This is a genomic window from Streptomyces sp. NPDC059499, from assembly GCF_042749285.1.
GTDB lineage: Bacteria > Actinomycetota > Actinomycetes > Streptomycetales > Streptomycetaceae > Streptomyces.
The window spans coordinates 155,029-178,453 of sequence record NZ_JBHYTT010000009.1 but is presented as its reverse complement, the minus strand read 5'-3'; the positions used below and the strand labels follow the sequence as shown (position 1 = coordinate 178,453).

Here is a 23,425-nt window from a genome sequence, read left to right as displayed (position 1 = left end):
GAGAGGTAGGGTCGGAGGCGGTCGGGGACATCCCATACAACTCGCCGGCGTCGAAAACCGGCGTACCTAACGAGGAGATCGGTTCGTGACGATCCGCGTAGGCATCAACGGCTTTGGCCGCATCGGTCGTAACTACTTCCGCGCGCTGCTGGAGCAGGGTGCGGACATCGAGATCGTGGCTGTCAACGACCTGGGTGACACTGCGACCACGGCCCACCTGCTGAAGTACGACACCATTCTGGGTCGTCTCAAGGCAGAGGTGAGCCACACCGCCGACACCATCACCGTCGACGGTCACACCATCAAGGTGCTCTCCGAGCGCAACCCGGCCGACATCCCCTGGGGTCAGCTGGGCGTCGACATCGTGATCGAGTCGACCGGCATCTTCACCAAGAAGGCCGACGCCGCGAAGCACATCGCGGGTGGCGCCAAGAAGGTCCTCATCTCGGCTCCGGCCAAGGACGAGGACATCACCATCGTGATGGGCGTCAACCAGGACAAGTACGACGCGGCCAACCACCACGTCATCTCCAACGCCTCCTGCACCACCAACTGTGTGGCGCCGATGGCCAAGGTTCTCGACGAGAACTTCGGCATCGTCAAGGGCCTGATGACGACGGTCCACGCGTACACGAACGACCAGCGGATCCTGGACTTCCCGCACTCGGACCTGCGTCGCGCCCGCGCCGCGGCCGAGAACATCATTCCGACCACGACCGGTGCCGCCAAGGCGACCGCTCTGGTCCTGCCGCAGCTCAAGGGCAAGCTCGACGGCATCGCGATGCGCGTCCCGGTCCCGACCGGTTCCGCTACCGACCTCGTCGTGACGCTGCAGCGCGAGGTCACCAAGGACGAGGTCAACGCCGCGTTCAAGAAGGCCTCCGACGACGGCGACCTCAAGGGTTTCCTGACCTACACCGAGGACCCGATCGTGTCCTCCGACATCGTCGGCGACCCGTCGTCCTGCACCTTCGACTCCTCCCTGACCATGGTCCAGGAGGGTACGTCGGTGAAGATCCTCGGCTGGTACGACAACGAGTGGGGTTACTCCAACCGCCTCGTCGACCTGACGGTCTTCGTCGGCGAGCAGCTCTGATCCTCGGATCGGCAGGCATCTCGATGTGAGCAAGGGGCTCGGGCGGCGCAACGTGGCGCCGTCCGAGCCCCTTGCGTGCTCATCCGTCTCCAAGGAGTACCGCGAACAAGATGAAGACGATCGACGAACTTCTCGCCGAAGGGGTCGCCGGAAAGCGGGTATTCGTCCGCGCCGACCTCAACGTGCCGCTCGACGGCACCACGATCACCGACGACGGCCGCATCCGCGCCGTCCAGCCGACGGTCGCCAGGCTCGCCGAAGCCGGCGCGCGGGTCGTCGTCGCCTCGCACCTCGGCCGCCCCAAGGGCGCCCCGGACCCGGCGTTCTCGCTGGCTCCCGCCGCCGCGCGCCTCGGTGAGCTGCTCGGTGCCGAGGTCGCCTTCGCGACCGACACCGTCGGCGAGTCCGCCCGCGCCACGGTCGGCGCCCTCACCGACGGCCGGGTCGCCGTCATCGAGAACCTCCGCTTCAACGCCGGCGAGACGTCGAAGGACGACGCCGAGCGCGGCGCCTTCGCCGATCAGCTTGCCGAGCTCGCCGACGTGTACGTGGGCGACGGCTTCGGTGCCGTCCACCGCAAGCACGCCTCGGTCTTCGACCTTCCGGCCCGCCTGCCGCACGCGGCCGGCGGCCTGATCGCCACAGAGGTCGGCGTCCTCAAGAAGCTCACCGAGGACGTCACGCGTCCCTACGTCGTGGTCCTCGGCGGCTCCAAGGTCTCCGACAAGCTCGGCGTGATCGACCACCTGCTGGAGAAGGCCGACCGCATCCTCATCGGCGGCGGCATGGCCTACACCTTCCTCAAGGCCCAGGGCCACGAGGTCGGCAGCTCCCTCCTCCAGGAGGACCAGATCCCGGCGGTGCTCGGCTACCTCAAGCGTGCCGAGGAGAAGGGCGTGGAGTTCGTGCTCCCCGTCGACGTCGTCGTCTCGGCGCAGTTCCCGGACCTCAAGGCCAAGACCCCGGGCCACCCCGCCACCGTCGCCGCCGACGCCATTCCGGCCGGCGTGATGGGCCTGGACAACGGCCCGGAGACCAACAAGCTCTACGCCTCGAAGCTCGCCGACGCGGCCACCGTCTTCTGGAACGGCCCGATGGGCGTCTTCGAGCACCCCGACTACGCCGAGGGCACCAAGGCCGTCGCCCAGGCACTCGTCGACTCCCCGGCCTTCAGCGTCGTCGGCGGCGGGGACTCCGCAGCCGCCGTCCGCATCCTGGGCTTTGACGAGAACGCATTCGGCCACATCTCGACCGGTGGCGGCGCCAGCCTCGAATACCTCGAGGGCAAGACGCTTCCCGGCCTCGCCGCACTGGAGGACTGACCCTTAATGAGCACCCGCACCCCGCTGATGGCGGGCAACTGGAAGATGAACCTCAACCACCTCGAGGCCATCGCCCACACCCAGAAGCTCGCCTTCGCGCTGGCCGACAAGGACTACGACGCCGTAGAGGTCGCCGTCCTGCCGCCCTTCACCGACCTGCGCTCCGTGCAGACCCTGATCGACGGCGACAAGCTGAAGATCAAGTACGGCGCCCAGGACATCTCCGCGCACGACTCCGGCGCGTACACCGGCGAGATCTCCGGCCCGATGCTCGCCAAGCTGAAGTGCACCTACGTGGCCGTCGGCCACAGCGAGCGCCGCCAGTACCACGGCGAGAACGACGAGATCTGCAACGCCAAGGTGAAGGCCGCCTACAAGCACGGTCTGACGCCGATCCTCTGCGTCGGTGAGGGCCTGGACATCCGCAAGGCGGGTGAGCAGGTCTCCTACACCCTCGCGCAGCTCGACGGCGCCCTGAAGGACGTCCCGGCCGAGCAGGCCGAGTCCATCGTGATCGCGTACGAGCCGGTCTGGGCCATCGGGACCGGCGAGGTCGCCACCCCCGAGGACGCCCAGGAGGTCTGCGGTGCGATCCGCCGCCGGCTCGCCGAGCTGTACTCGCAGGAGCTGGCCGACGCCGTCCGTATCCAGTACGGCGGCTCGGTGAAGTCCGGCAACGTCGCGGCCATCATGGCGCAGCCCGACGTGGACGGCGCGCTCATCGGCGGTGCCGCCCTGGACGCCGACGAGTTCGTCAAGATCGTCCGCTTCCGCGACCAGTGAGTATGCGGTAGCGCCGATCCGTCGTACCCTTGCGGGGGCCGAGAGGGGTATCCCTCTCAGGCCCCCGCTGTTCGTACATGCAGTCCTAAAGATTCCGGAAAGTAGGGACCAGCCGTGATTTTGGCGTTCGAGATCGCCCTGATCGTCTTCAGCCTGCTGCTGATGCTGCTGGTGCTGATGCACAAGGGAAAGGGCGGCGGCCTCTCCGACATGTTCGGTGGCGGAATGCAGTCGTCCGTGGGTGGCTCGTCGGTCGCCGAGCGTAACCTCGACCGCATCACCGTTGTGGTTGGTCTGGCCTGGTTCGCGTGCATCGTCGTCCTTGGTCTGCTCATCAAGCTGGACAGCTGACCCGTCGTTCGCGATTCCCGGTGAGGGTGTAACTCCTTCCACTGGACGCGCGTTGGGCCTTACGTAGACTGGGGCATCTTCGAGCACCATCACGCAGGGAGTTACGACCGTGGCAAGTGGCAACGCGATCCGGGGAAGCCGGGTCGGAGCGGGGCCGATGGGGGAGGCCGAGCGCGGCGAGTCCGCGCCGCGCCTCCGCATCTCCTTCTGGTGCTCGAACGAGCACGAGACGCAGCCGAGCTTCGCCCATGACGCGCAGGTACCGGAGACCTGGGACTGCCCGCGGTGCGGCTTCCCGGCCGGCCAGGACCGGGACAATCCGCCGGCACCACCGCGCACCGAGCCGTACAAGACGCACCTGGCGTACGTACGCGAGCGGCGCAGCGACGCGGACGGCGAAGCGATCCTCGCCGAAGCCCTCGCGAAACTCCGCGGCGAAATCTGAGAGCTGTTCACCGGCCGGTCACCCCAAGGGTGCCCGGCCGGAATCCGTATGTCGTCCCACAGCCCGCTGCTGCCCCGTCGCACCCTTCAGATCTATTAGGTTGGAGGGGCAGCGGGGATGTTGCAGGTACGAGAAGAAGTGGGCGATTTCCCGGATGAACGCACAAAGCCGAACGAAGCTCAATCAGACTCCCGAGTGGACGGCTCTCGGCAAGCACCGTGAGGAGCTCGGCGGCACCCATCTGCGTCGGCTGTTCGCGGACGCGCCGGACCGCGGGAGCGCGTACACCCTCCGGGTCGGCGACCTCCACATCGACTACTCCAAGCACCTGGTCACCGACGAGACGCTGGGCCTGCTGCGCGAGCTCGCCGCCGCCACGGACGTCGCCGGGCTGCGGGACGCGATGTTCCGCGGCGAGAAGATCAACACCACCGAGGACCGGGCCGTCCTGCACACCGCGCTCCGCGCCCCGCGCGACGCCGTGGTCGAGGTCGATGGCGAGAACGTGGTGCCGGCCGTGCACGCGGTCCTGGACAAGATGGCCGCCTTCTCCGACCGGGTCAGGGCGGGCGAGTGGACCGGTCACACCGGCAAGCCCATCAAGAACATCGTGAACATCGGCATCGGCGGCTCCGACCTCGGCCCCGCCATGGCGTACGAGGTGCTGCGCTCCTTCACGGACCGCTCGCTCACCGTCCGCTTCGTGTCCAACGTCGACGGCGCGGACCTGCACGAGGCCGTACAGGGCCTCGACCCGGCGGAGACGCTGTTCATCGTCGCGTCCAAGACCTTCACGACGATCGAGACGATCACCAACGCCACCTCCGCCCGCGACTGGCTGCTCACCGAGCTGAAGGCGGGTCAGGACGCCGTCGCCAAGCACTTCGTGGCGCTGTCGACCAACGCGGAGAAGGTCACGGACTTCGGTATCGACACGGCGAACATGTTCGAGTTCTGGGACTGGGTCGGCGGCCGCTACTCCTTCGACTCGGCGATCGGCCTCTCGCTGATGATCGCCATCGGCCCGGACCGGTTCCGCGAGATGCTCGACGGCTTCCACCTCGTCGACGAGCACTTCCGCACCGCGCCCGCCGAGGAGAACGCCCCGCTCCTGCTGGGTCTGCTGGGTGTCTGGTACGGCGCGTTCTTCGACGCCCAGTCCCACGCCGTGCTGCCCTACAGCCACTACCTGTCCAAGTTCACCGCGTACTTGCAGCAGCTGGACATGGAGTCCAACGGCAAGTCCGTGGACCGGGACGGCAATCCGGTCGACTGGCAGACCGGGCCGGTCGTCTGGGGCACCCCCGGCACCAACGGCCAGCACGCCTACTACCAGCTGATCCACCAGGGCACGAAGGTCATCCCGGCGGACTTCATCGGCTTCGCCGCGCCCGTCGGCGACCTGCTGCCCGGCCTGATCGCCCAGCACGACCTGCTGATGGCCAACTTCTTCGCCCAGACCCAGGCCCTCGCCTTCGGCAAGACGCCCGACGAGGTCCGCGCGGAGGGCGTCGCCGAGGAGCTCGTTCCGCACAAGACGTTCCGCGGCAACCACCCGACGACCACGATCCTCGCCGACCGGCTCACCCCGTCGGTGCTCGGCCAGCTGATCGCGCTGTACGAGCACAAGGTCTTCGTCCAGGGCGCCGTCTGGAACATCGACTCCTTCGACCAGTGGGGCGTCGAGCTCGGCAAGGTCCTCGCCAGGAAGATCGAGCCGGTCCTGACCGACGGAACCGGCGCGGAGGAGCTCGACAGCTCCACCGCCGCCCTCGTCTCCGCGTACCGCACGCTGCGGGGTCGCTGAGCCGATGGGCAGGGGGGCGGGGACGGTGGCGCTCAGGCCGCCGCGGAACACACCGGCTCCGCGGGCCGTCGGATGGTGGCGGGCCCAGTGGCTGTTGCTGACGGCCGCTCCGGTGGCCGTGCTGGGCCTGCTGGGAGCCTTCATCGCTCCGGCCAGGTTCTGGCTGCTGGTGCCCGCGGCGGCGCTGGCGGTCATCGGCCTGCTGTGCGCCGTCCTCTTCCCTCTCTGGTGGTTCCGCACCCATCGGTGGGAGGTCACCGACGACGCGGTCTACGTACGGACCGGTGTCTTCCTGCAGGAATGGCGGATCGCGCCGATGTCCCGCATCCAGACGGTGGACACCGTGCGCGGCCCGCTGGAGCAGCTCTTCGGACTGGCCACGGTCGCGGTCACCACCGCGTCCGCCAAGGGGGCCGTGCGGATCGAGGGCCTCGGCCACGAGGTCGCGGCCGAGCTCGTCGAACGGCTGACCAGGGTCACGCAGGCCACCCCCGGGGACGCCACGTGAGCACCGCCGCGCCCGAGGACCCCCGGTGGCGGCGGATCCACCCGCGCACGGTGCTGGTCACCGCGCTCGTCACGGCGGGAGTCGCGGCCGGCGCGGCCGTACCGGCCGTCCTCGCGCTGTCCGGCCGGTTCGGATACGCGCGGGCCGTCGGCTGGGTGCTGGCCGGGGCGGCCGTCCTGATCGGGTGCGCCGCCGCCGGTGACCACGTGCGGTGGCGGCGCACCCGCTACCGCGTCGGCCCCGAACGCGTCGATCTGCACACCGGACTTCTGCTGGTCAAACGGCGCTCACTGGACCGGACGCGGATCCGCAGCGTCGACCTCACCGCCCCCGTGCACCTGCGGCTCCTCGGCCTGGTCACGGTGCGTATCGGCACCGGCGAACAGACGGGCGGCGAATCCACCCTGGAACTGGACCCCGTCTCCCGGGCGGAGGGGGAGCGGCTGCGCCACGAACTCCTCGACCGTGCCGCGGAGTCAGGCACCGGGACGCACCGCGAGGGCGAACTGGCCACGCTCGACCCGCGCTGGATCCGCTACGCGCCGGTCTCCTTCGTCGCCCCCGCGCTGGGCGGTGCCGCGGTCGGCGGTCTGCTGCAGATCAGCGAGTGGGCAGGCGTGCAGGGAGAGGTGATCGACTGGGTCGCCGAACGGTTCCTCGACACCCCGCTGGTCTGGGCGATCGTGGTCATGGCGGGGGCGGCCCTGACCGCCGGTGTCGTCGGGGCACTCGGCCTCTGGGTCGAGATGTGGTGGAACTACCGTCTGGAACGCGAACCCGGCGGCACCCTGCGCGTCCGGCGGGGGCTGCTGACCTCCCGCTCCCTCTCCGTCGAGGAACAGCGGCTGCGCGGCGTGGACCTCGTGGAACCGCTCGGCGTACGGCTGTTCGGTGCCGCGCGGGTGGACGCGATCACCACGGGGCTGGCCAAGGACGAGGAATCACGGGGCGCCGACCACAACACCCTGCTCCCGGCAGCGCCCCGCCCGCTGGCCGACACGATCGCGGCCGAGGTCCTGCGCGAGACGAGGACCCCGACCGGTGCCACGCTGACCGCCCACCCCCGCGCGGCCCGGAGCAGGCGGCTGCGCCGCGCGCTGGGAGCCGTCCTGGTCCCCGTGCTGACCCTGGCTGCTCTGGGCGCCGTACTGACGCCCGTACTGCTGTGGACCGCGGCTGCCTGTGCCGTGGTGTTCCTCCCCCTCGCCGTGCTGCTGGCCCTCGACGCGTACCGGGCACTGGGGCACACCGTCAGCGGCGAGTACCTCGTGACCCGGTCCGGCACCCTCCGGCGCTCCACGGCGGCCCTGCAGCGGACCGGGGTGATCGGCTGGACGGTGAAGCAGTCCTGCTTCCAGCGCCGGGCAGGACTGCTGAGCGTCACCGCCACGACGGCAGCCGGGGCCGGTGCGTACACCGCGCACGACACCGACGCCTCCGAAGGCCTCACCTTCGCCGCGGAGGCCGTGCCCGGTCTGCTGGAGCCGTTCCTGGAGCGCACCTGAGGCGCGCGGGTCAGCCGTGCGTCGTATCGATGACGCAGAAGCGGTTGCCCTCGGTGTCCGCGAGCACCACGAAGTCCGGATCCGGCGGATAGAGCTCCCACGCCACCGGCTGCGCCCCCAACTCCGTCAGCCGTGCCACCTCGGCGTCCTGTTCGTCGGTGTACAGATCGAGGTGGACACGCGGCACCTCCTGCACGGGCGACTCGCTTTTCCCCAGGGCCAGTCCGGCGCCCGGCCCCTCGGCCGGGACCAGCACCACCCAGTCGTCCTCGAGCGGCTCGCGCTCCACATAGCCCAGCGCCGCCATCCAGAAGTCCGCCGCGCGCCGTACGTCCGACGCGCCCATCACCACAGTCCCGATTCGCACCATGGCGCCACCCTGGCACGACAGAGGCCCGGCCACGCTCCTGGGAGCGGAACCGGGCCTCGGACGACCGGTGCCTACGCGGAGGCAGGCGGGTAGAGCGCACGCGGCAGCCGCGAGGCCGCCGCCGCGTCCAGCAGCCACAGCGTGCGGCTGCGGCCGTACGCGCCCGCCGCCGGGGCCTGGATCTCCCCGGCACCGGACAGCGCGATCTCCGCCGCCTCGGCCTTGTCCTCACCGGCCGCCAGGAGCCACACCTCGCGCGCGGCCCGGATGGCGGGCAGCGTGAGCGAGACACGGGTGGGCGGCGGCTTGGGGGCGCCGTGCACACCGACGACGGTGCGCTCGGTCTCCCGTACCGCCGGCAGCTCCGGGAAGAGCGACGCGACGTGCGTGTCCGGGCCGACGCCCAGCATCAGCACATCGAACGTCGGTACGGGACCGTGGTCCTCCGGGCCCGCCGCGGCAGCCAGTTCGGCCGCGTACCCGGCGGCGGCGGCATCCGCGTCGCCGCCGTAGGGACCGTCCGACGCGGGCATCGCGTGCACCCGGGACGGGTCCAGGGCCACCGCGTCCAGCAGGGCCTCGCGGGCCTGCGTGACGTTGCGCTCCGGATCGCCCTCGGGCAGGAACCGCTCGTCGCCCCACCACAGGTCGAGCCGCGACCAGTCGATCGCGTCCCGCGCGGGCGAACCGGCGAGCGCGGCCAGCAGGCCGTTGCCGTTGCGCCCGCCGGTGAGGACCACGGAGGCCGATCCGCGCGCGGCCTGGGCGTCCACGATCTTCGTGATCAGCCGGGCCGCCGCGGCCTGGGCCATCAGCTCCTTGTCGCGGTGCACGACGAGCTGCGGAGCACTCACTTCGAGGCCGCCTTCTTGGCCGCGGCCTTCTTCGCGGCCGGGGCCGCGGCACCGGCCGGGGACGACGGCCTGTGCCCGGCACCGACCGAGGACGCCTCGGCGGGACCGCCGAGACGCTCCACGCCGAACTTCACCGTGGCCTCGTAGATGTTGTCCGGGTCCAGCCGCCGCAGCTCCTCCGCGAGGAGCTCGGCGGTCTCCCGCCGCTTCAGCGCCACCGCACGGTCCGGCTGGCCCACCATGGAGAGCGTGGCCAGGGAACCGTCGGCCCGGTCCAGAACGATGACACCGTTCTTGGTCTCCAGCCGCACGGCCGTCAGACCGGGACCGGCGGACAGGGTGCGCTCCACCGGGACTCCGAGCCGGTCCGCGAGCCACATGGCCAGCAGTTCGCAGCTCGGGTTGTCCGACTCGCCCTCGACCGTCGCCGAGACGACCTGGGCGGGCTGCTGGTCGAGCGCGGCCGCCAGCATCGAGCGCCACGGCGTGATGCGGGTCCAGGCCAGGTCGGTGTCACCCGGCTGGTACGTCGCCGCACGCACCGCGAGCTCGTCGAGCGGGTGCTCGGCCGAGTACGTGTCGGTGATACGGCGCTGGGCCAGCGCACCCAGCGGGTCCTTGGCCGGGTCCGCCGGGGCGTCCTCGGGCCACCACACCACGACCGGGGCGTCCGGCAGCAGCAGCGGCAGGACGACCGACTGGGCGTGGTTGGCCAGCTCACCGTGCAGACGCAGGACGACGGTCTCGCCGGAGCCCGAGTCGGAACCGACCCGCACCTCGGCGTCGAGCCGCGCGTCACGCCGGCTGCGCGGCGAGCGGCTGACCCGCTTGATCACCGCGATGATCCGCGAGGGGTGCTCGCGCGAGGAGTCCGCCGCCGCCCGGAGTGCGTCGTAGGCGTTCTCCTCGTCGGTGACGACGACGAGGGTGAGCACCATTCCGATGGCCGGGGTGCCGATGGAACGGCGGGCCGACACCAGGGCCTGGTTGATCTTGCTGGACGTGGTTTCCGTGAGATCGATCTTCATGGCCGGCGCCAGCTCCGTCCGTCGCGTGCGAGCATCTCGTCGGCCTCGGCCGGGCCCCAGGTTCCGGCCGCGTACTGGGCGGGCTTGCCGTGCCTGTCCCAGTACTGCTCGATCGGATCGAGGATGTTCCAGGAGAGCTCGACCTCCTGGTGGCGCGGGAAGAGGTTGGCGTCGCCGAGCAGGACATCCAGGAGAAGCCGCTCGTACGCCTCCGGGCTGGACTCCGTGAAGGACTCGCCGTACGCGAAGTCCATCGTGACGTCCCGTACCTCCATGGAGGTACCGGGCACCTTGGAGCCGAACCTCACGGTGACGCCCTCGTCCGGCTGCACCCGGATGACCAGGGCGTTGCCGCCCAGCTCCTCCGTCGCACCGGACTCGAAGGGCAGGTACGGGGCGCGCTTGAAGACGACCGCGATCTCCGTGACCCGGCGGCCGAGCCGCTTCCCGGTACGGAGATAGAACGGCACGCCCGCCCAGCGGCGGTTGTTGATCGTCAGCTTGATCGCGGCGAAGGTGTCGGTCTTCGACTTGGGGTCGATACCGTCCTCCTCCAGATAGCCGGGGACCTCCTCGCCGCCCTGCCACGCGTGCGCGTACTGGCCGCGCACGGTGTGCTTGCCCAGGTCCTCCGGCAGCTCCACCGCCGTGAGCACCTTGAGCTTCTCGGCGACCAGGGCCTTCGGGTGGAAGGAGCCGGGCTCCTCCATCGCGGTCAGCGCCAGCAGCTGGAGCAGGTGGTTCTGGATGACGTCACGGGCCGCGCCGATGCCGTCGTAGTAACCGGCCCGGCCGCCGATGCCGATGTCCTCGGCCATCGTGATCTGGATGTGGTCGACGTACGACCTGTTCCAGATCGGCTCGAACATCGTGTTGGCGAAGCGCAGCGCCAGGATGTTCTGGACCGTCTCCTTGCCGAGGTAGTGGTCGATACGGAAGACCTCGTTCGGCGGGAACACATCGTGCACGAGCTGGTTGAGCTCCTGCGCGCTGGTGAGGTCGTGCCCGAACGGCTTCTCGATGACGGCACGCCGCCAGGAGCCCTCCTTCTGGTCCGCCAGCCCGTGCTTCTTCAGCTGCTGGACGACCTTGGGGAAGAACTTCGGCGGTACGGACAGGTAGAAGGCGAAGTTGCCTCCCGTGCCCTGTGCCTTGTCGAGCTCCTGGATCGTGGCCTTCAGGGTCTCGAAGGCGTCGTCGTCGTCGAAGTTGCCCTGGACGAAGCGCATCCCCTGGATGAGCTGCTGCCAGACCTCTTCACGGAACGGCGTACGCGCGTGCTGCTTGACGGCGTCGTGGACCTCCTGGGCGAAGTCCTCGTCCTGCCACTCGCGGCGTGCGAAACCGATGAGCGAGAAGCCCGGCGGCAGCAGGCCGCGGTTGGCCAGGTCGTAGACGGCGGGCATCAGCTTTTTACGGGACAAATCGCCCGTGACGCCAAAGATCACCAGGCCCGACGGCCCCGCGATACGCGGGAGCCGTCGGTCCTGTGCGTCACGGAGCGGGTTCACTCCGGGAACACCAGACAAGGTGGTCAGCCCTCCGAAGGAGCGAGGCGCTTGAGCTCGGCCTCGGTGGAGTTGAGCAGGTCGATCCAGGCAGCCTCGAACTTCTCGACGCCCTCGTCCTCGAGGAGCTGGACGACGTCGTCGTAGCTGATCCCGAGCTTCCCGACGGCGTCGAGCTCGGCACGTGCCTGCTCGTAGGTGCCGGCGATGGTGTTGCCCGTGATCTGTCCGTGGTCCGCCGTGGCGTTCAGGGTGCCCTCGGGCATGGTGTTCACCGTGCCGGGGGCGACCAGGTCGTCCACGTACAGGGTGTCCTTGTACGCGGGGTCCTTCACGCCCGTGGAGGCCCACAGCGGACGCTGCTTGTTGGCGCGGGCCTTGTCCAGGGCCGCCCAGCGGTCGGAGGAGAAGACCTCCTCGTACGCCTCGTAGGCGAGGCGGGCGTTGGCGAGAGCGGCCTTGCCCTTGAGTGCCTTCGCCTCGTCGGTGCCCACGGCGTCCAGACGCTTGTCGATCTCGCTGTCCACACGGGACACGAAGAACGAGGCCACCGAGTGGATCTTGGAGAGGTCCAGGCCCGCGGCCTTCGCCTTCTCCAGGCCCGCCAGGTAGGCGTCCATGACCTCGCGGTAGCGCTCCAGCGAGAAGATCAGCGTCACGTTGACGCTGATGCCCTTGCCGATGACCTCGGTGATCGCCGGCAGGCCGGCCTTCGTCGCCGGGATCTTGATGAGTGTGTTCGGCCGGTCCACCAGCCAGGCCAGCTGCTTGGCCTCGGCGACGGTGGCCGCCGTACGGTGGGCCAGGCGCGGGTCGACCTCGATGGAGACCCGGCCGTCCTGGCCGTCGGTGGCGTCGAAGACCGGGCGCAGGATGTCGGCGGCGTCGCGGACGTCGGCCGTCGTGATCATGCGGATGGCCTCGTCGACCGTCACCTTGCGGGTGGCGAGATCGGTGAGCTGCTGGTCGTAACCGTGGCCCTCGGAGATCGCCTTCTGGAAGATCGACGGGTTGGTGGTGACACCCACGACGTGGCTCTGGTCGATCAGCTCGGCCAGATTGCCGGAGGTGATCCGTGTACGGGACAGGTCATCCAGCCAGATCGCCACGCCCTCGTCGGAGAGGCGCTTGAGTGCGTCTGTCATGAGAATTGCATCTCCTACTTGTCGTATGACCGGGTCAGCGCGCGGTGGCGGCGAGAGATTCCCGGGCGGCGGCGGCCACGTGGCCGGCGGTGAAGCCGAACTCGCGGAAGAGGACCTTGGCGTCGGCCGAGGCACCGAAGTGCTCCAGCGAGACGATCCGGCCCGCGTCGCCCACGTACCGGTGCCAGGTGAGACCGATGCCGGCCTCGACCGCGACACGGGCCTTGACGGACGGCGGCAGCACGCTGTCCTTGTACTCCTGGTCCTGCTCCTCGAACCACTCGACACACGGCATCGAGACCACACGGGTCGGCACACCGGCCGCCTGCAGCTCGTCCCGCGCCTCGACGGCCAGCTGGACCTCGGAGCCCGTACCGATCAGAACGGCCTGCGGCTCGCCGCCCTCGGCCTCGAACAGGACGTAGCCGCCCTTGGCCGCGTTGTCGTTCGCCGGGTACGTCGGCACACCCTGGCGGGTCAGCGCCAGACCGTGGGGGGCGCCCTTGCCGAACACCTTGGTGTAGCGGCGCAGGATCTCGCGCCAGGCGATCGTGGTCTCGTTGGCGTCGGCCGGGCGGACGACGTTGAGACCCGGGATGGCGCGCAGCGAGGCGATGTGCTCGACCGGCTGGTGCGTCGGACCGTCCTCGCCGAGGCCGACCGAGTCGTGCGTCCACACGTACGTCACCGGCAGGTGCATCAGCGCGGACAGGCGCACGGCGTTGCGCATGTAGTCGGAGAACACCAGGAAGGTGCCGCCGTAGATACGGGTGTTGCCGTGCAGCGCGATGCCGTTCATGGCCGCGGCCATGGCGTGCTCGCGGATGCCGAAGTGGATCGTCCGGCCGTACGGGTCGGCCTCGGGCAGCGGGTTGCCGACCGGGAGGAACGACGACGTCTTGTCGATCGTGGTGTTGTTCGAGCCGGCGAGGTCGGCCGAGCCGCCCCACAGCTCGGGGATGACACCGCCGAGCGCCTGCAGGACCTTGCCGGACGCCGCGCGGGTGGCGACACCGTGGCCGGCCTCGAAGACGGGGAGCTTGTCCTCCCAGCCCGCGGGCAGCTCGCCCGCGGCGATGCGGTCGAACTCGGCGGCGCGCTCCGGGCTGGCGGTGCGCCACGCGGCGAAGGACTTCTCCCACTCGGCCTTGGCCTCACGGCCGCGGTCCAGTGCCTCACGGGTGTGCGAGATGACCTCGTCGGAGACCTCGAAGGTCTTCTCGGGGTCGAAGCCGAGCACCCGCTTGGTGGCCGCGATCTCCTCGTCGCCGAGCGCCGAGCCGTGCGCGGCCTCGGTGTTCTGGGCGTTCGGGGCGGGCCAGGCGATGATCGAACGGGCCGCGATGAACGACGGGCGCTCCGTCTCGGCCTTGGCGGCCAGCAGCGCCCGGTAGAGGCCCTCGGGGTCCAGGTCGCCGCTGGGCGACTGGTCGACGCGCTGGACGTGCCAGCCGTAGGACTCGTACCGCTTGAGGGTGTCCTCGGAGACCGCGGTCTCCGTGTCGCCCTCGATCGAGATGTGGTTGTCGTCCCACAGGAGCACCAGGTTGCCGAGCTTCTGGTGACCGGCCAGCGAGGACGCCTCGGCGGAGATGCCCTCCTGGAGGCAGCCGTCACCGGCGACGACCCAGACGGTGTGGTCGAACGGGGAGGTGCCGGGGGCCGCCTCCGGGTCGAACAGGCCGCGCTCGTAACGGGAGGCCATCGCCATGCCCACGGCGTTGGCGACACCCTGGCCGAGGGGGCCGGTCGTCGTCTCGACACCGGTGGTGTGGCCGTACTCCGGGTGGCCGGGGGTCTTGGAGCCCCAGGTACGGAACGCCTTGAGGTCGTCCAGTTCGAGGCCGTAACCGGCCAGGTAGAGCTGGATGTAGAGCGTCAGGCTGGAGTGGCCCGCGGAAAGGACGAACCGGTCACGGCCGGTCCAGTCGGCGTCCGCCGGGTCGTGGCGCATCACCTTCTGGAAGAGGGTGTAGGCGGCAGGAGCCAGGCTCATCGCCGTACCCGGGTGGCCGTTTCCGACCTTCTGTACGGCGTCCGCGGCGAGGACGCGGACAGTGTCCACGGCCCGCTGGTCCAATTCGGTCCACTGGAGGTCTGTGGTGGTCGGCTTGGTGCTCACCCTGAGTCAGGGCTCCTCTCCACTGTTTGTAAACCGGTGGCTGTTACCGCACCGGGCATTGCCGAGCCTACCCCCGGAACAAGGCCTCACTTCTGCCCTTTCCACAGTGCGGGCGACCTGCGGAGTTCGCCTCCCGTATGAGCGCCACCGTTCACTTCTGCGCCACCCCAACACGACCCCACCCCCGCGAAGAGCGGCGTATCCGCAACGTCTACAGTGGTCTGGTTCGCGCAAGTCTTTACCGGGCCTACATGCCCGGAGCTTGCTGGGATTTCTCTGTCAGGGGTGTGCGTGACGGCCGTCGAGTCCCGACCCGCAGGGGTCGCCTTGACTCCGAGCCCAGTGGGCCATCGCCCGTTCGGGGCCCGCATCAAGGCATTCGTGGCACTTACCAAGCCGCGCATCATCGAGTTGCTGCTGATCACCACCGTTCCGGTGATGTTCCTTGCCGCTCAGGGCGTGCCCGACCTATGGCTCGTAGTCACCACCACCATCGGCGGATTTCTCTCCGCGGGCGGTGCCAATGCGCTCAACATGTATATCGACCGTGACATCGACGCACTGATGGACCGCACGTCCCAGAGGCCGCTGGTCACGGGCATGGTGAGTCCGCGCGAGTGCCTCGTGTTCGGAATCGCCCTCGGAGTGATTTCCACGGTCTGGTTCGGCCTGCTCGTCAACTGGCTCTCGGCCGCGCTCTCGCTCGGCGCACTTCTGTTCTACGTCGTCGTCTACACGATGCTGCTGAAGCGCCGGACCTCGCAGAACATCGTCTGGGGCGGAATCGCCGGCTGCATGCCCGTTCTCATCGGCTGGTCCGCCGTGACCAATTCGATGTCCTGGGCCGCGGTCATTCTCTTCGCCGTCATCTTCTTCTGGACGCCGCCGCACTACTGGCCGCTGTCGATGAAGGTGAAGGAGGACTACGCCCGGGTCGGCGTCCCGATGCTCCCGGTCGTCGCCTCCAACCGGGTGGTGGCCCGGCAGATCGTCGTCTACAGCTGGGTGATGGTCGCCGTCTCGCTGCTCCTGACCCCGCTCGGCTACACCGGCTGGTTCTACACGGCGGTGGCCCTGCTGGCCGGCGGCTTCTGGCTCTGGGAGGCACACGGCCTGCAGAACCGGGCGAAGGCCGGGGTGACCGGCGGCAAGCTCAAGGAGATGCGGCTGTTCCACTGGTCCATCACCTATGTCTCCCTCCTCTTCGTCGCCATCGCGGTGGACCCCTTCCTGAGGTAGTCCCGCAGATACGAAGCTCCGCCGACGGGCGGGGACGTGGCCGATGCCACGCCCCCGCCCGTCGCCGATTGATCTACCCGTCGGTAGCATCCTTTTCATGGCAGAGACGGCAGAGACCCAGCAGACGGACGACAGCAAGCACGCGGCCCGCGCGGAGCGCAGGGCTGCGAAGCTCGCCAAGCAGATCGGCGCCTTCGCCAAGGCGCACGGCGGCGCCGAGGGGCAGCTCGCCTACATCGGCCAGACGGGCACCCGCATCGTCCTCGTGGGTGAGGACGGCGGCTGGGGCGACCTGGTCGCCCCCTCCTACGCCGTCGCCGAGAGCGCCGCGCAGAAGTCCGGGATCACGATGCACGAGAGCTTCGACGGCGAATTCGCCGCCAAGGTGCGCACCGGCCCGTACGAGTGGTCCCGGATGGCCGGCATCCAGCTCGGCGGCCCGTCGAACGGCTGAACCCGCACACGCGAACGGCCTCCGCCGTCGTACCCGCTCGGGTACGACGGCGGAGGCCGTTCGCTCGGATCAGGCCACGGGCGTGTGCTCGGGCTGCCGTCCGGACGCCGGGGCGGGAACGGTGGCCCCCGCCACCGGGCGCTCGCGCAGCGACAGCAGCAACCGCAGCACGGCGATCCACATCAGGCCGGAGCCGAGCATGTGGAGGCCGACCAGGATCTCGGGGACGTCGCTGAAGTACTGCACGTACCCGATGGTGCCCTGCGCCACCAGGACGACCAGCAGGTCCCGGGAGCGCGCCCGGGTGTCGGCGGGCGCGTCCACGATCCGCAGGGCCAGCCACATCGCGACGGCCAGGGCGCAGACCACCCAGGCGGCGACGGCGTGCACATGGGCCGCGGCGGACCAGTCCCACGGCATGCGCGGTACGTCGCTGCTGTCCCCGGCGTGCTTGCCCGAGCCGGTCACCGTGGTGCCGAGAGCGATCAGGACGACCGAGGTCGCCACGATCGCCCAGGACAGGGTGCGCACCGGCTTCGGGGCGCGCGGGCGGCGCGGTCCGTCGCCCTCGCCGATCCGCACCCAGGTGATGACGGCCACGGTGAGCAGACCGTTGGCGAGCAGGAAGTGCCCGGCCACCGACCACGGGTTGAGGCCCGCCCAGACCGTGATACCGCCGATGACGGCGTTCCCCATCACGAGCCAGAACTGCGACCAGGCGAGCCGGGTCAGACCGTGCCGGCGGGGCTTCAGGGAGCGCGCCGCGACGATCGCCCAGCCGACCGCGGCCGACAGGACGTACGTGAGCATCCGGTTGCCGAATTCGATGGCGCCGTGCAGACCCTGCTCCGGCGTGGCGAAGAGGCTGTCGTCCGTGCACTTGGGCCAGGTGTCGCAGCCCAGACCGGATCCTGTCAGCCGGACGGCCCCGCCGGTGACGATGATGAACACGGTCATGACGACTGCGGACAGTGCGGCACGCCGGGCCGTCCTCATGGACGGCGTCCAGCGCTTGGCGATGTAGGAGAGGGGGGTTTCCACGCGCACCATCGTAGGCAACGGCTTGTGCATGTTTTCACGAGGGGTGGGGGTCATTACCGGATGTCTCGCGACATCAGCGGTATGTCACCGCACGCTCACTCCCAGCGGAAGAACTTCGCTGCCGCGCCCAGCCCGAGCACCGCCCACACCGCGAGGATCCCCAGGTCGCCCCACGGCATCGGGTCGCCGTGCTGGAGGACGTCCCTGAGGCCGTCCGAGAGCGCCGAGATCGGCAGCAGCCCGAGGACCGACTGTGCCGCGTCCGGGAACCTGTCCAGCGGCACGATGACCCCGCCGCCGACCAGCAGCAGCAGGAAGACCAGGTTGGCCGCCGCGAGGGTCGCCTCGGCCTTCAGCGTCCCCGCCATCAGCAGCCCGAGGCCGGAGAAGGCCACGGTGCCCAGCACCAGGAGCAGCAGGACGGCGAACGGGCTGCCCTCGGGCGACCAGCCCAGCGCGAAGGCGATCACCGTGAGCAGGACGATCTGCAGCACCTCGGTGACCAGCACCGCGAGGGTCTTCGCGGCCAACAGACCCCAGCGCGGCAGCGGTGAGGCGCCCAGTCGCTTGAGTACCCCGTAGCGCCGCTCGAACCCCGTCGCGATGGCCTGGCCGGTGAAGGCCGTGGACATCACCGCGAGCGCGAGAACGCCGGGGGTCAGGAAGTCGACCGGCTCGCCCGCGCCCGTGTCCACGATGTCGACCGCGCTGAACAGCACCAGCAGCAGCGTCGGAATGACCACCGTCAGCAGCAGCTGCTCGCCGTTGCGCAGCAGCATCCGCGTCTCCAGCGCGGCCTGTGCGGCGATCATGCGCGGCAGCGGGGCGGCGCCGGGGCGGGGGGTGTACGTACCGGCGCTCATGCGCGCAGCTCCTTGCCGGTCAGTTCGAGGAAGACGTCCTCGAGGGTGTGCCGCTCCACCGCGATGCCGTCCGGCATCACGCCGTGCTGGGCGCACCAGGAGGTGACGGTGGCCAGCAGCTCCGGGTCGATCCTCCCGGTGATGCGGTACGCGCCCGTGGTGAGCTCGGCCGCCTCGGTGCCGTCGGGCAGAGCCTTCAGGAGCGAGGCGAGATCCAGCCCGGGCCGGCCGGTGAAGCGCAGGGTGTTCTCGGCACCGCCGCGGCGCAGCTGCTCCGGGCTGCCCTGGGCGATGACCCGGCCCGCGTCGATGACGGCGATGTCATCGGCGAGTTCCTCGGCCTCGTCCATGAAGTGGGTGGTGAGGACGACGGACACGCCGTCGGTGCGCAGCTCACGGATCAGGTCCCAGGTGGAGCGGCGGGCCTGCGGGTCGAGGCCGGCGGTCGGTTCGTCCAGGAAGACGAGCTCGGGCCGGCCGACGACGGCCATCGCCAGGGCGAGGCGCTGCTGCTGGCCACCGGAGAGCCGGCGATAGGTGGTGCGGCCGCAGCTGCCGAGCCCGAGACGTTCGATGAGCATGCCGACGTCCAGCGGATGGGCGTGCAGTTTCGCCATGTGCTTGAGCATCTCGTCGGCGCGCGCACCGGAGTAGACGCCGCCGGACTGGAGCATCACGCCGATACGGGGACGGAGTGCGGCCGCGTCGGCGACGGGGTCGAGGCCGAGGACCCGCACGGTCCCGTCGTCCGGCCTGCGGTAGCCCTCGCAGATTTCTACGGTGGTGGTCTTGCCGGCGCCGTTGGGGCCGAGGACCGCGGTCACCGCGCCCGCCCGGACCTCCAGGTCGAGGCCGTCCACCGCGGTCTTGGTGCCGTAGCGCTTTACCAGGGCCTTGACCTGTACGACGGGCTCGCTGCTCATGGCCGGTAAGTCTAGGCAGTGGCCGAAGGACCCCGGGGCCTGGGTCCCGTGGAGCGCGAATTGGCCAATGTGGGGCCGGGCCGGGGCCGGGAGTCCCCTCCGGGAGCCGTGCGTACTTCCCTGGGCGGTAGCTCGGCACACCTCAAAGCTCGGCCAATGACGCCTCAGGTGCCCCGCTGCCCCCTTCCGTGCCCTGCGTCACGTCCCACATGCTCCTTCCTGAGCTCATGCGGTTGCTGCGCCCCCCACGCGTACACGGGCAGCGGCAGTAGTGAGTGGCACCCGCGCCTGTTCCTTCATCCCCTACGGCGGGCGATCCCCGCCTGTTCCTGAAGGAGAGCTCGTGACCAGAGGTTCCATGCGTCTCAGACGGCGGTCCGCCGCCGCACTCCTCACCGCGGCAGCGACCGCGATACCGCTCCTGATCAGCGCATCCCCTGCCCAGGCCAGGGAGGCCGAGCCGGCGCCCCGGTCCGCGTACCAGGCCAAGTCCGAGGGCAAACTGCTCAAGCAGTTAGCCGTGCAGGACGAGGTGACCTTCTGGGTCGGCCTGAAGGCGGAAGCGGATGTCACGTCCGCTCACCGGGCGAAGGGCAAGACGGCCAAGGCCCGCGCCGTTCTCGAAGCGAAGACCGCGTTCGCCAAGAAGTCCCAGGCCGGGGTCATCGGACTGGCCAAGGACGCCGGAGCGCGGTACACGTCGTTCTGGATCGCCAACACCGTGAAGATCACCGGCGACAAGGCACTCGCCGAGAAGATCGCGGCCCGTTCCGACGTGGTCAGCATCGAGGCCGACGACCCGGTCACGATTCCCGACCCGCTGCCCGGCACCGGCGAGCCCGAGGTCGACGCCGTCGAGTGGAACATCGACCGGATCAACGCACCCAAGGTGTGGAGCAGCCTCGGCGTCAAGGGCGAGGGCATCGTCGTCGCCAACATCGACTCCGGCGTCCAGTACGACCACCCCGCGCTCCAGGCCGCCTACCGCGGCACCAAGGCGGACGGCACGTACAGCCACGACTACAACTGGTTCGACCCGGCTTCCGTCTGCGCCACAGCCGCACCCTGCGACAACAACGGCCACGGCACGCACACCATGGGCACCATGGTGGGAGCCGACGGCATCGGCGTGGCACCGGGCGCCAGGTGGATCGCCGCGAAGGGCTGCGCGACCAGCTCCTGCGCACGCGACACCCTGCTCGCCTCCGGCCAGTGGGTCGTCGCACCCACCGACTCCGCCGGCGCCAACCCGCGCCCGGACCTCGCACCCGACGTGGTGAACAACTCCTGGGGCGCGAACGTCTACGACGCCTGGTACCGGGACACCGTGCAGTCCTGGCGGGACGCCGGCATCTTCCCGGCCTTCTCCAACGGCAACAACGGGCCCAGCTGCAACACCTCCGGCAGCCCCGGCTCGTACACCAACTCCTATTCCTCGGGCGCGTTCGACATCGACAACGCCATCGCCTCCTTCTCCGCCCGCGGAACCGGCGAGAACGGCGAGATCAAGCCCGACCTCGCGGCACCGGGAGTGAACGTCCGCTCCTCCTGGGCGGGCGGCGGCTACAACACGATCTCCGGGACGTCGATGGCCTCGCCGCACACCGCCGCGACCGTCGCCCTGATGTGGGCGGCCTCGCCCGCCATCGCCGGTGACGTCACGGCCACCGAGGCGCTGCTCGACTCCACCGCCGTCGACACCGCCGCCGACCAGTGCGGTGGCACCGCGGCCCGCAACAACGTCTTCGGCGAGGGCAGGCTCGACGCCTTCGAGGCCGTCACCGCCACCCCGCGCGGAGCACTCGGCTCCGTCAGCGGCAACGTCACCTCCGGCGGCACCGCCGTCGCGGACGCCGTCGTCACCTTCGAGGGACCGATGCGCGCGACCGCGACGACCGGGGCGGACGGGGGCTACGCCCTGCCCAAGCTGATGGTCGGCGACTACGAGGCCTCCGTCTCCAAGTTCGGATACGTCAGCACGAAGGGCGCGGTGACCGTCGTCGAGGACGGCGCGGCGGTCAAGGACTTCCCGTTGGCCGTGGCGCCCGCGGCCACCCTGTCGGGCAAGGTCACCAGCTCCGCCGGAGCCGAGGCGGGCGCCGTCGTCGTGGCCCAGGGGACCCCGGTCACCACGACGGCCGCGGCCGACGGCTCGTACAGCCTCACGCTCCCGCAGGGCTCCTACACCCTGGCGGTCACCCCGGCGGGGGCCTGTGCAGCCGCGACCTCGCTCACGGTCGACGTCGCCGCCGACCTCACCCAGGACATCGCCCTGGACGACCGGACCGATACCTTCGGCTACTCCTGCAGCACCGAGAGTGCGGCCGACTTCCCGTCGGGCACCGAGAAGCTGTCCTACTCCTCGACCACGTCGGGTGCGGCCTCCATCAGCCTGCCGTTCAGCTTCGCGCTGTACGGCAAGGGCTACACGACGGCGACCGCGACTCTCGAGGGTGTGCTGGCGTTCGGCACCTCGTCCACCAGCAGCACCAACGCCACACTGCCCACCACCGGGACCCCCAACGGGGCGCTCTACCCGCTCTGGGACAACATGACGGTCGACGCGTCGGGAGGCGTGTACTGGGCGGTCACCGGCACCGCGCCGAACCGCAGGGCCGTCGTCGAGTGGCGGGACGCCCTGGTCGTGACCGGCAGCACGCGCGCCACGTTCTCCGCCGTGATCGGTGAGGACGGCTCCGTCTCCTACCACTACAAGACCGTGCCGGGCAAGGGTGCCACCGCGACGGTGGGCCTGGAGAACGCCACGGGCACGGACGCGCTCCTCTACTCCTACAACGCCCCGGCCATCACGGACGGCACGAAGCTGTCCTTCGGCGCCAAGGCCCGCGCTGTCGTGGCCGGCAAGGTCGTCGACGCCAACGACAAGGAGCCGCTGGCCGGCGCCACGGTCACCGTCGGAGGCGAGAGCGTGACCACGGCGGGCAACGGCACCTACGCGTTCCAGCCGGCCGCGGGGGAGTACACCGTGGAGGTCTCCGCCGACCGCTACGCGACGGCCGCCGCACCGGTCGACGCCGAGGCCGGCGACATCGCGTTCACCACGACGGCACTCGGCACACCGCTGGTGCGGCCCGCACTCGACGCCGTCAAGCTGGTCGTTCCGGCCGGGCAGTCCCGCACCCGGACGCTGGACCTGGCGAACGCCGGAACGGAGTCGGCCTACACCGTGACCGAGAAGCAGGACATGGGCTGGCTCGGGCTGTCCAACGCCGAGGGCACACTCGCCCAGGGGCAGAAGGCGTCCGTTCCGCTCGCCTTCGACACGACCGGCGCCGCGCCGGGCACGGTCCTCACCGCGACCCTGGTGCTCACCAGCGGCAGCGGCCGCGCGCCGGTGGTCGAGATCCCGGTCAGCGTCGTCGTCCCGGCGTACCAGACGGCGCTGGACAGCGGCGCCCGGAATGCGGCCGTCGACGCGCTGGGTGACACCTGGACGGTCGACCCGGCGTACACCGCGGGCGCGTACGGGTACCTCGGGAGCGCCACGCGGGTCAGCACGTCGAGGACCATCTTGGCGACGGACGACCCGGCACGCTACTCGACGGCGCGCCAGGGCATGTACGAGTACCGCTTCGACGGGCTGCCCTCGGGCACGTACCGGATCGAACTGGGCTTCGCCGAGCTCGGCTCCAACGATCCGACGGACCGGGTCTTCGACGTGATGGCCGAGGGGGCGCAGGTCGTGCCCAACCTCGACCTGGCACTGGAGGCCGGGCGGTACACCGCGCACGACCGTGCGTTCACCGTCACGGTCACCGACGGCCAGCTGAACCTCCGGTTCGTGGCCAACGAGGGCAAGACACTGGTCAACTCGATCAGGGTGACCGAGCGGTCCGACCTCTCGGCGGGCTGACCGGCCCGCACTCACCCGGCCGGCCCCCGGCGGAGCTCCTTCCGCCGGGGGCCGTCCGTGTTTTCGCAGGCCCGGCCGCTGCGCGCGCCCAGGGACCTCTCACCTGCGAAGGTGTGCCGGAGATCATCATTTCCGCAGGTCAACTTAGGTTCACCTAAGTGATGAAGCGCACCGCGCCCGGTCCGGA

Annotated in this window: 20 protein-coding genes; 11 read left to right on the top strand and 9 right to left on the bottom strand. The window is 70.1% G+C overall.

Annotation, left to right across the window (positions count from 1 at the left end; translation table 11 throughout):
• Positions 1–85 precede the first annotated feature (85 nt).
• The 8 genes from gap to ACFW9O_RS21975 all read left to right on the top strand — a co-directional run bounded on the left by gap (position 86) and on the right by ACFW9O_RS21975 (position 7,817).
• Positions 86–1,096 (top strand): type I glyceraldehyde-3-phosphate dehydrogenase, encoded by a 1,011-nt coding sequence (gene gap, locus ACFW9O_RS22010; protein WP_351176312.1) that lies wholly within the window; start codon positions 86–88, stop codon positions 1,094–1,096.
• Positions 1,097–1,206: 110 nt separating this feature from the next.
• The gene (locus ACFW9O_RS22005; RefSeq protein ID WP_351176310.1) at positions 1,207–2,418 is read left to right on the top strand and encodes a phosphoglycerate kinase; all 1,212 of its coding nucleotides are present in this window, start codon (positions 1,207–1,209) and stop codon (positions 2,416–2,418) included.
• 6 nt (positions 2,419–2,424) lie between these two features.
• Positions 2,425–3,201: a triose-phosphate isomerase gene (gene tpiA / locus ACFW9O_RS22000; RefSeq protein ID WP_351176308.1), complete on the top strand. Its 777-nt coding sequence runs from the start codon at positions 2,425–2,427 to the stop codon at positions 3,199–3,201.
• Positions 3,202–3,315: 114 nt separating this feature from the next.
• Entirely contained in the window at positions 3,316–3,552 is a 237-nt protein-coding gene (secG, locus tag ACFW9O_RS21995) for a preprotein translocase subunit SecG (RefSeq protein WP_069172160.1), read from the top strand.
• Between the two features lie 109 nt (positions 3,553–3,661).
• On the top strand, positions 3,662–3,997 hold the full coding sequence (locus ACFW9O_RS21990; RefSeq protein ID WP_079099553.1) for an RNA polymerase-binding protein RbpA: 336 nt from the start codon (positions 3,662–3,664) through the stop codon (positions 3,995–3,997).
• Positions 3,998–4,151: 154 nt separating this feature from the next.
• Positions 4,152–5,804: a glucose-6-phosphate isomerase gene (gene pgi / locus ACFW9O_RS21985; protein ID WP_384611510.1), complete on the top strand. Its 1,653-nt coding sequence runs from the start codon at positions 4,152–4,154 to the stop codon at positions 5,802–5,804.
• 4 nt (positions 5,805–5,808) lie between these two features.
• Entirely contained in the window at positions 5,809–6,312 is a 504-nt protein-coding gene (locus tag ACFW9O_RS21980; protein WP_384611509.1) for a PH domain-containing protein, read from the top strand.
• A complete protein-coding gene (locus ACFW9O_RS21975) occupies positions 6,309–7,817 on the top strand; it encodes a PH domain-containing protein (protein ID WP_384611507.1) in 1,509 nt (502 codons plus the stop codon). Before ACFW9O_RS21980 ends, ACFW9O_RS21975 begins: the two co-directional genes overlap by 4 nt.
• 10 nt (positions 7,818–7,827) lie before the next feature.
• Here ACFW9O_RS21975 and ACFW9O_RS21970 read toward each other — a convergent pair whose 3' ends face one another.
• From ACFW9O_RS21970 to tkt, 6 genes are all read right to left on the bottom strand, one after another.
• On the bottom strand, positions 7,828–8,187 hold the full coding sequence (locus ACFW9O_RS21970) for a VOC family protein (RefSeq protein ID WP_384611506.1): 360 nt from the start codon (positions 8,185–8,187) through the stop codon (positions 7,828–7,830).
• Between the two features lie 71 nt (positions 8,188–8,258).
• On the bottom strand, positions 8,259–9,041 hold the full coding sequence (gene pgl / locus ACFW9O_RS21965) for a 6-phosphogluconolactonase (protein WP_383182105.1): 783 nt from the start codon (positions 9,039–9,041) through the stop codon (positions 8,259–8,261).
• Entirely contained in the window at positions 9,038–10,069 is a 1,032-nt protein-coding gene (opcA, locus tag ACFW9O_RS21960; RefSeq protein WP_351176295.1) for a glucose-6-phosphate dehydrogenase assembly protein OpcA, read from the bottom strand. The genes pgl and opcA overlap by 4 nt, the downstream gene beginning before the upstream one ends.
• Positions 10,066–11,598 (bottom strand): glucose-6-phosphate dehydrogenase, encoded by a 1,533-nt coding sequence (gene zwf, locus ACFW9O_RS21955; protein WP_384611505.1) that lies wholly within the window; start codon positions 11,596–11,598, stop codon positions 10,066–10,068. Before zwf ends, opcA begins: the two co-directional genes overlap by 4 nt.
• 5 nt (positions 11,599–11,603) lie before the next feature.
• Positions 11,604–12,722 (bottom strand): transaldolase, encoded by a 1,119-nt coding sequence (tal, locus tag ACFW9O_RS21950; protein ID WP_384611504.1) that lies wholly within the window; start codon positions 12,720–12,722, stop codon positions 11,604–11,606.
• Between the two features lie 34 nt (positions 12,723–12,756).
• Positions 12,757–14,844, bottom strand: a complete 2,088-nt coding sequence (gene tkt / locus ACFW9O_RS21945) for a transketolase (protein WP_384611502.1) — start codon at positions 14,842–14,844, stop codon at positions 12,757–12,759.
• 285 nt (positions 14,845–15,129) lie between these two features.
• Here tkt and ACFW9O_RS21940 point away from each other — a divergent pair, with 285 nt between their 5' ends.
• Positions 15,130–16,083: a heme o synthase gene (locus ACFW9O_RS21940; RefSeq protein WP_351176290.1), complete on the top strand. Its 954-nt coding sequence runs from the start codon at positions 15,130–15,132 to the stop codon at positions 16,081–16,083.
• Positions 16,084–16,180: 97 nt separating this feature from the next.
• Positions 16,181–16,537, top strand: coding sequence for a hypothetical protein (locus tag ACFW9O_RS21935; protein WP_384611500.1), 357 nt, complete (start codon positions 16,181–16,183; stop codon positions 16,535–16,537).
• A gap of 69 nt (positions 16,538–16,606) precedes the next feature.
• On the opposite strand, the gene ACFW9O_RS21930 is transcribed toward ACFW9O_RS21935, so the two are convergent.
• The 3 genes from ACFW9O_RS21930 to ACFW9O_RS21920 form a co-directional block, all read right to left on the bottom strand.
• Positions 16,607–17,587: a heme A synthase gene (locus tag ACFW9O_RS21930; RefSeq protein WP_384611498.1), complete on the bottom strand. Its 981-nt coding sequence runs from the start codon at positions 17,585–17,587 to the stop codon at positions 16,607–16,609.
• An 86-nt stretch (positions 17,588–17,673) separates the two neighbouring features.
• The gene (locus tag ACFW9O_RS21925; protein ID WP_384611496.1) at positions 17,674–18,441 is read right to left on the bottom strand and encodes an ABC transporter permease; all 768 of its coding nucleotides are present in this window, start codon (positions 18,439–18,441) and stop codon (positions 17,674–17,676) included.
• On the bottom strand, positions 18,438–19,364 hold the full coding sequence (locus ACFW9O_RS21920; RefSeq protein ID WP_384611495.1) for an ABC transporter ATP-binding protein: 927 nt from the start codon (positions 19,362–19,364) through the stop codon (positions 18,438–18,440). Before ACFW9O_RS21920 ends, ACFW9O_RS21925 begins: the two co-directional genes overlap by 4 nt.
• 343 nt (positions 19,365–19,707) lie before the next feature.
• Here ACFW9O_RS21920 and ACFW9O_RS21915 point away from each other — a divergent pair, with 343 nt between their 5' ends.
• Positions 19,708–23,238, top strand: a complete 3,531-nt coding sequence (locus tag ACFW9O_RS21915) for a S8 family serine peptidase (RefSeq protein ID WP_384611493.1) — start codon at positions 19,708–19,710, stop codon at positions 23,236–23,238.
• Positions 23,239–23,425: the final 187 nt, after the last annotated feature.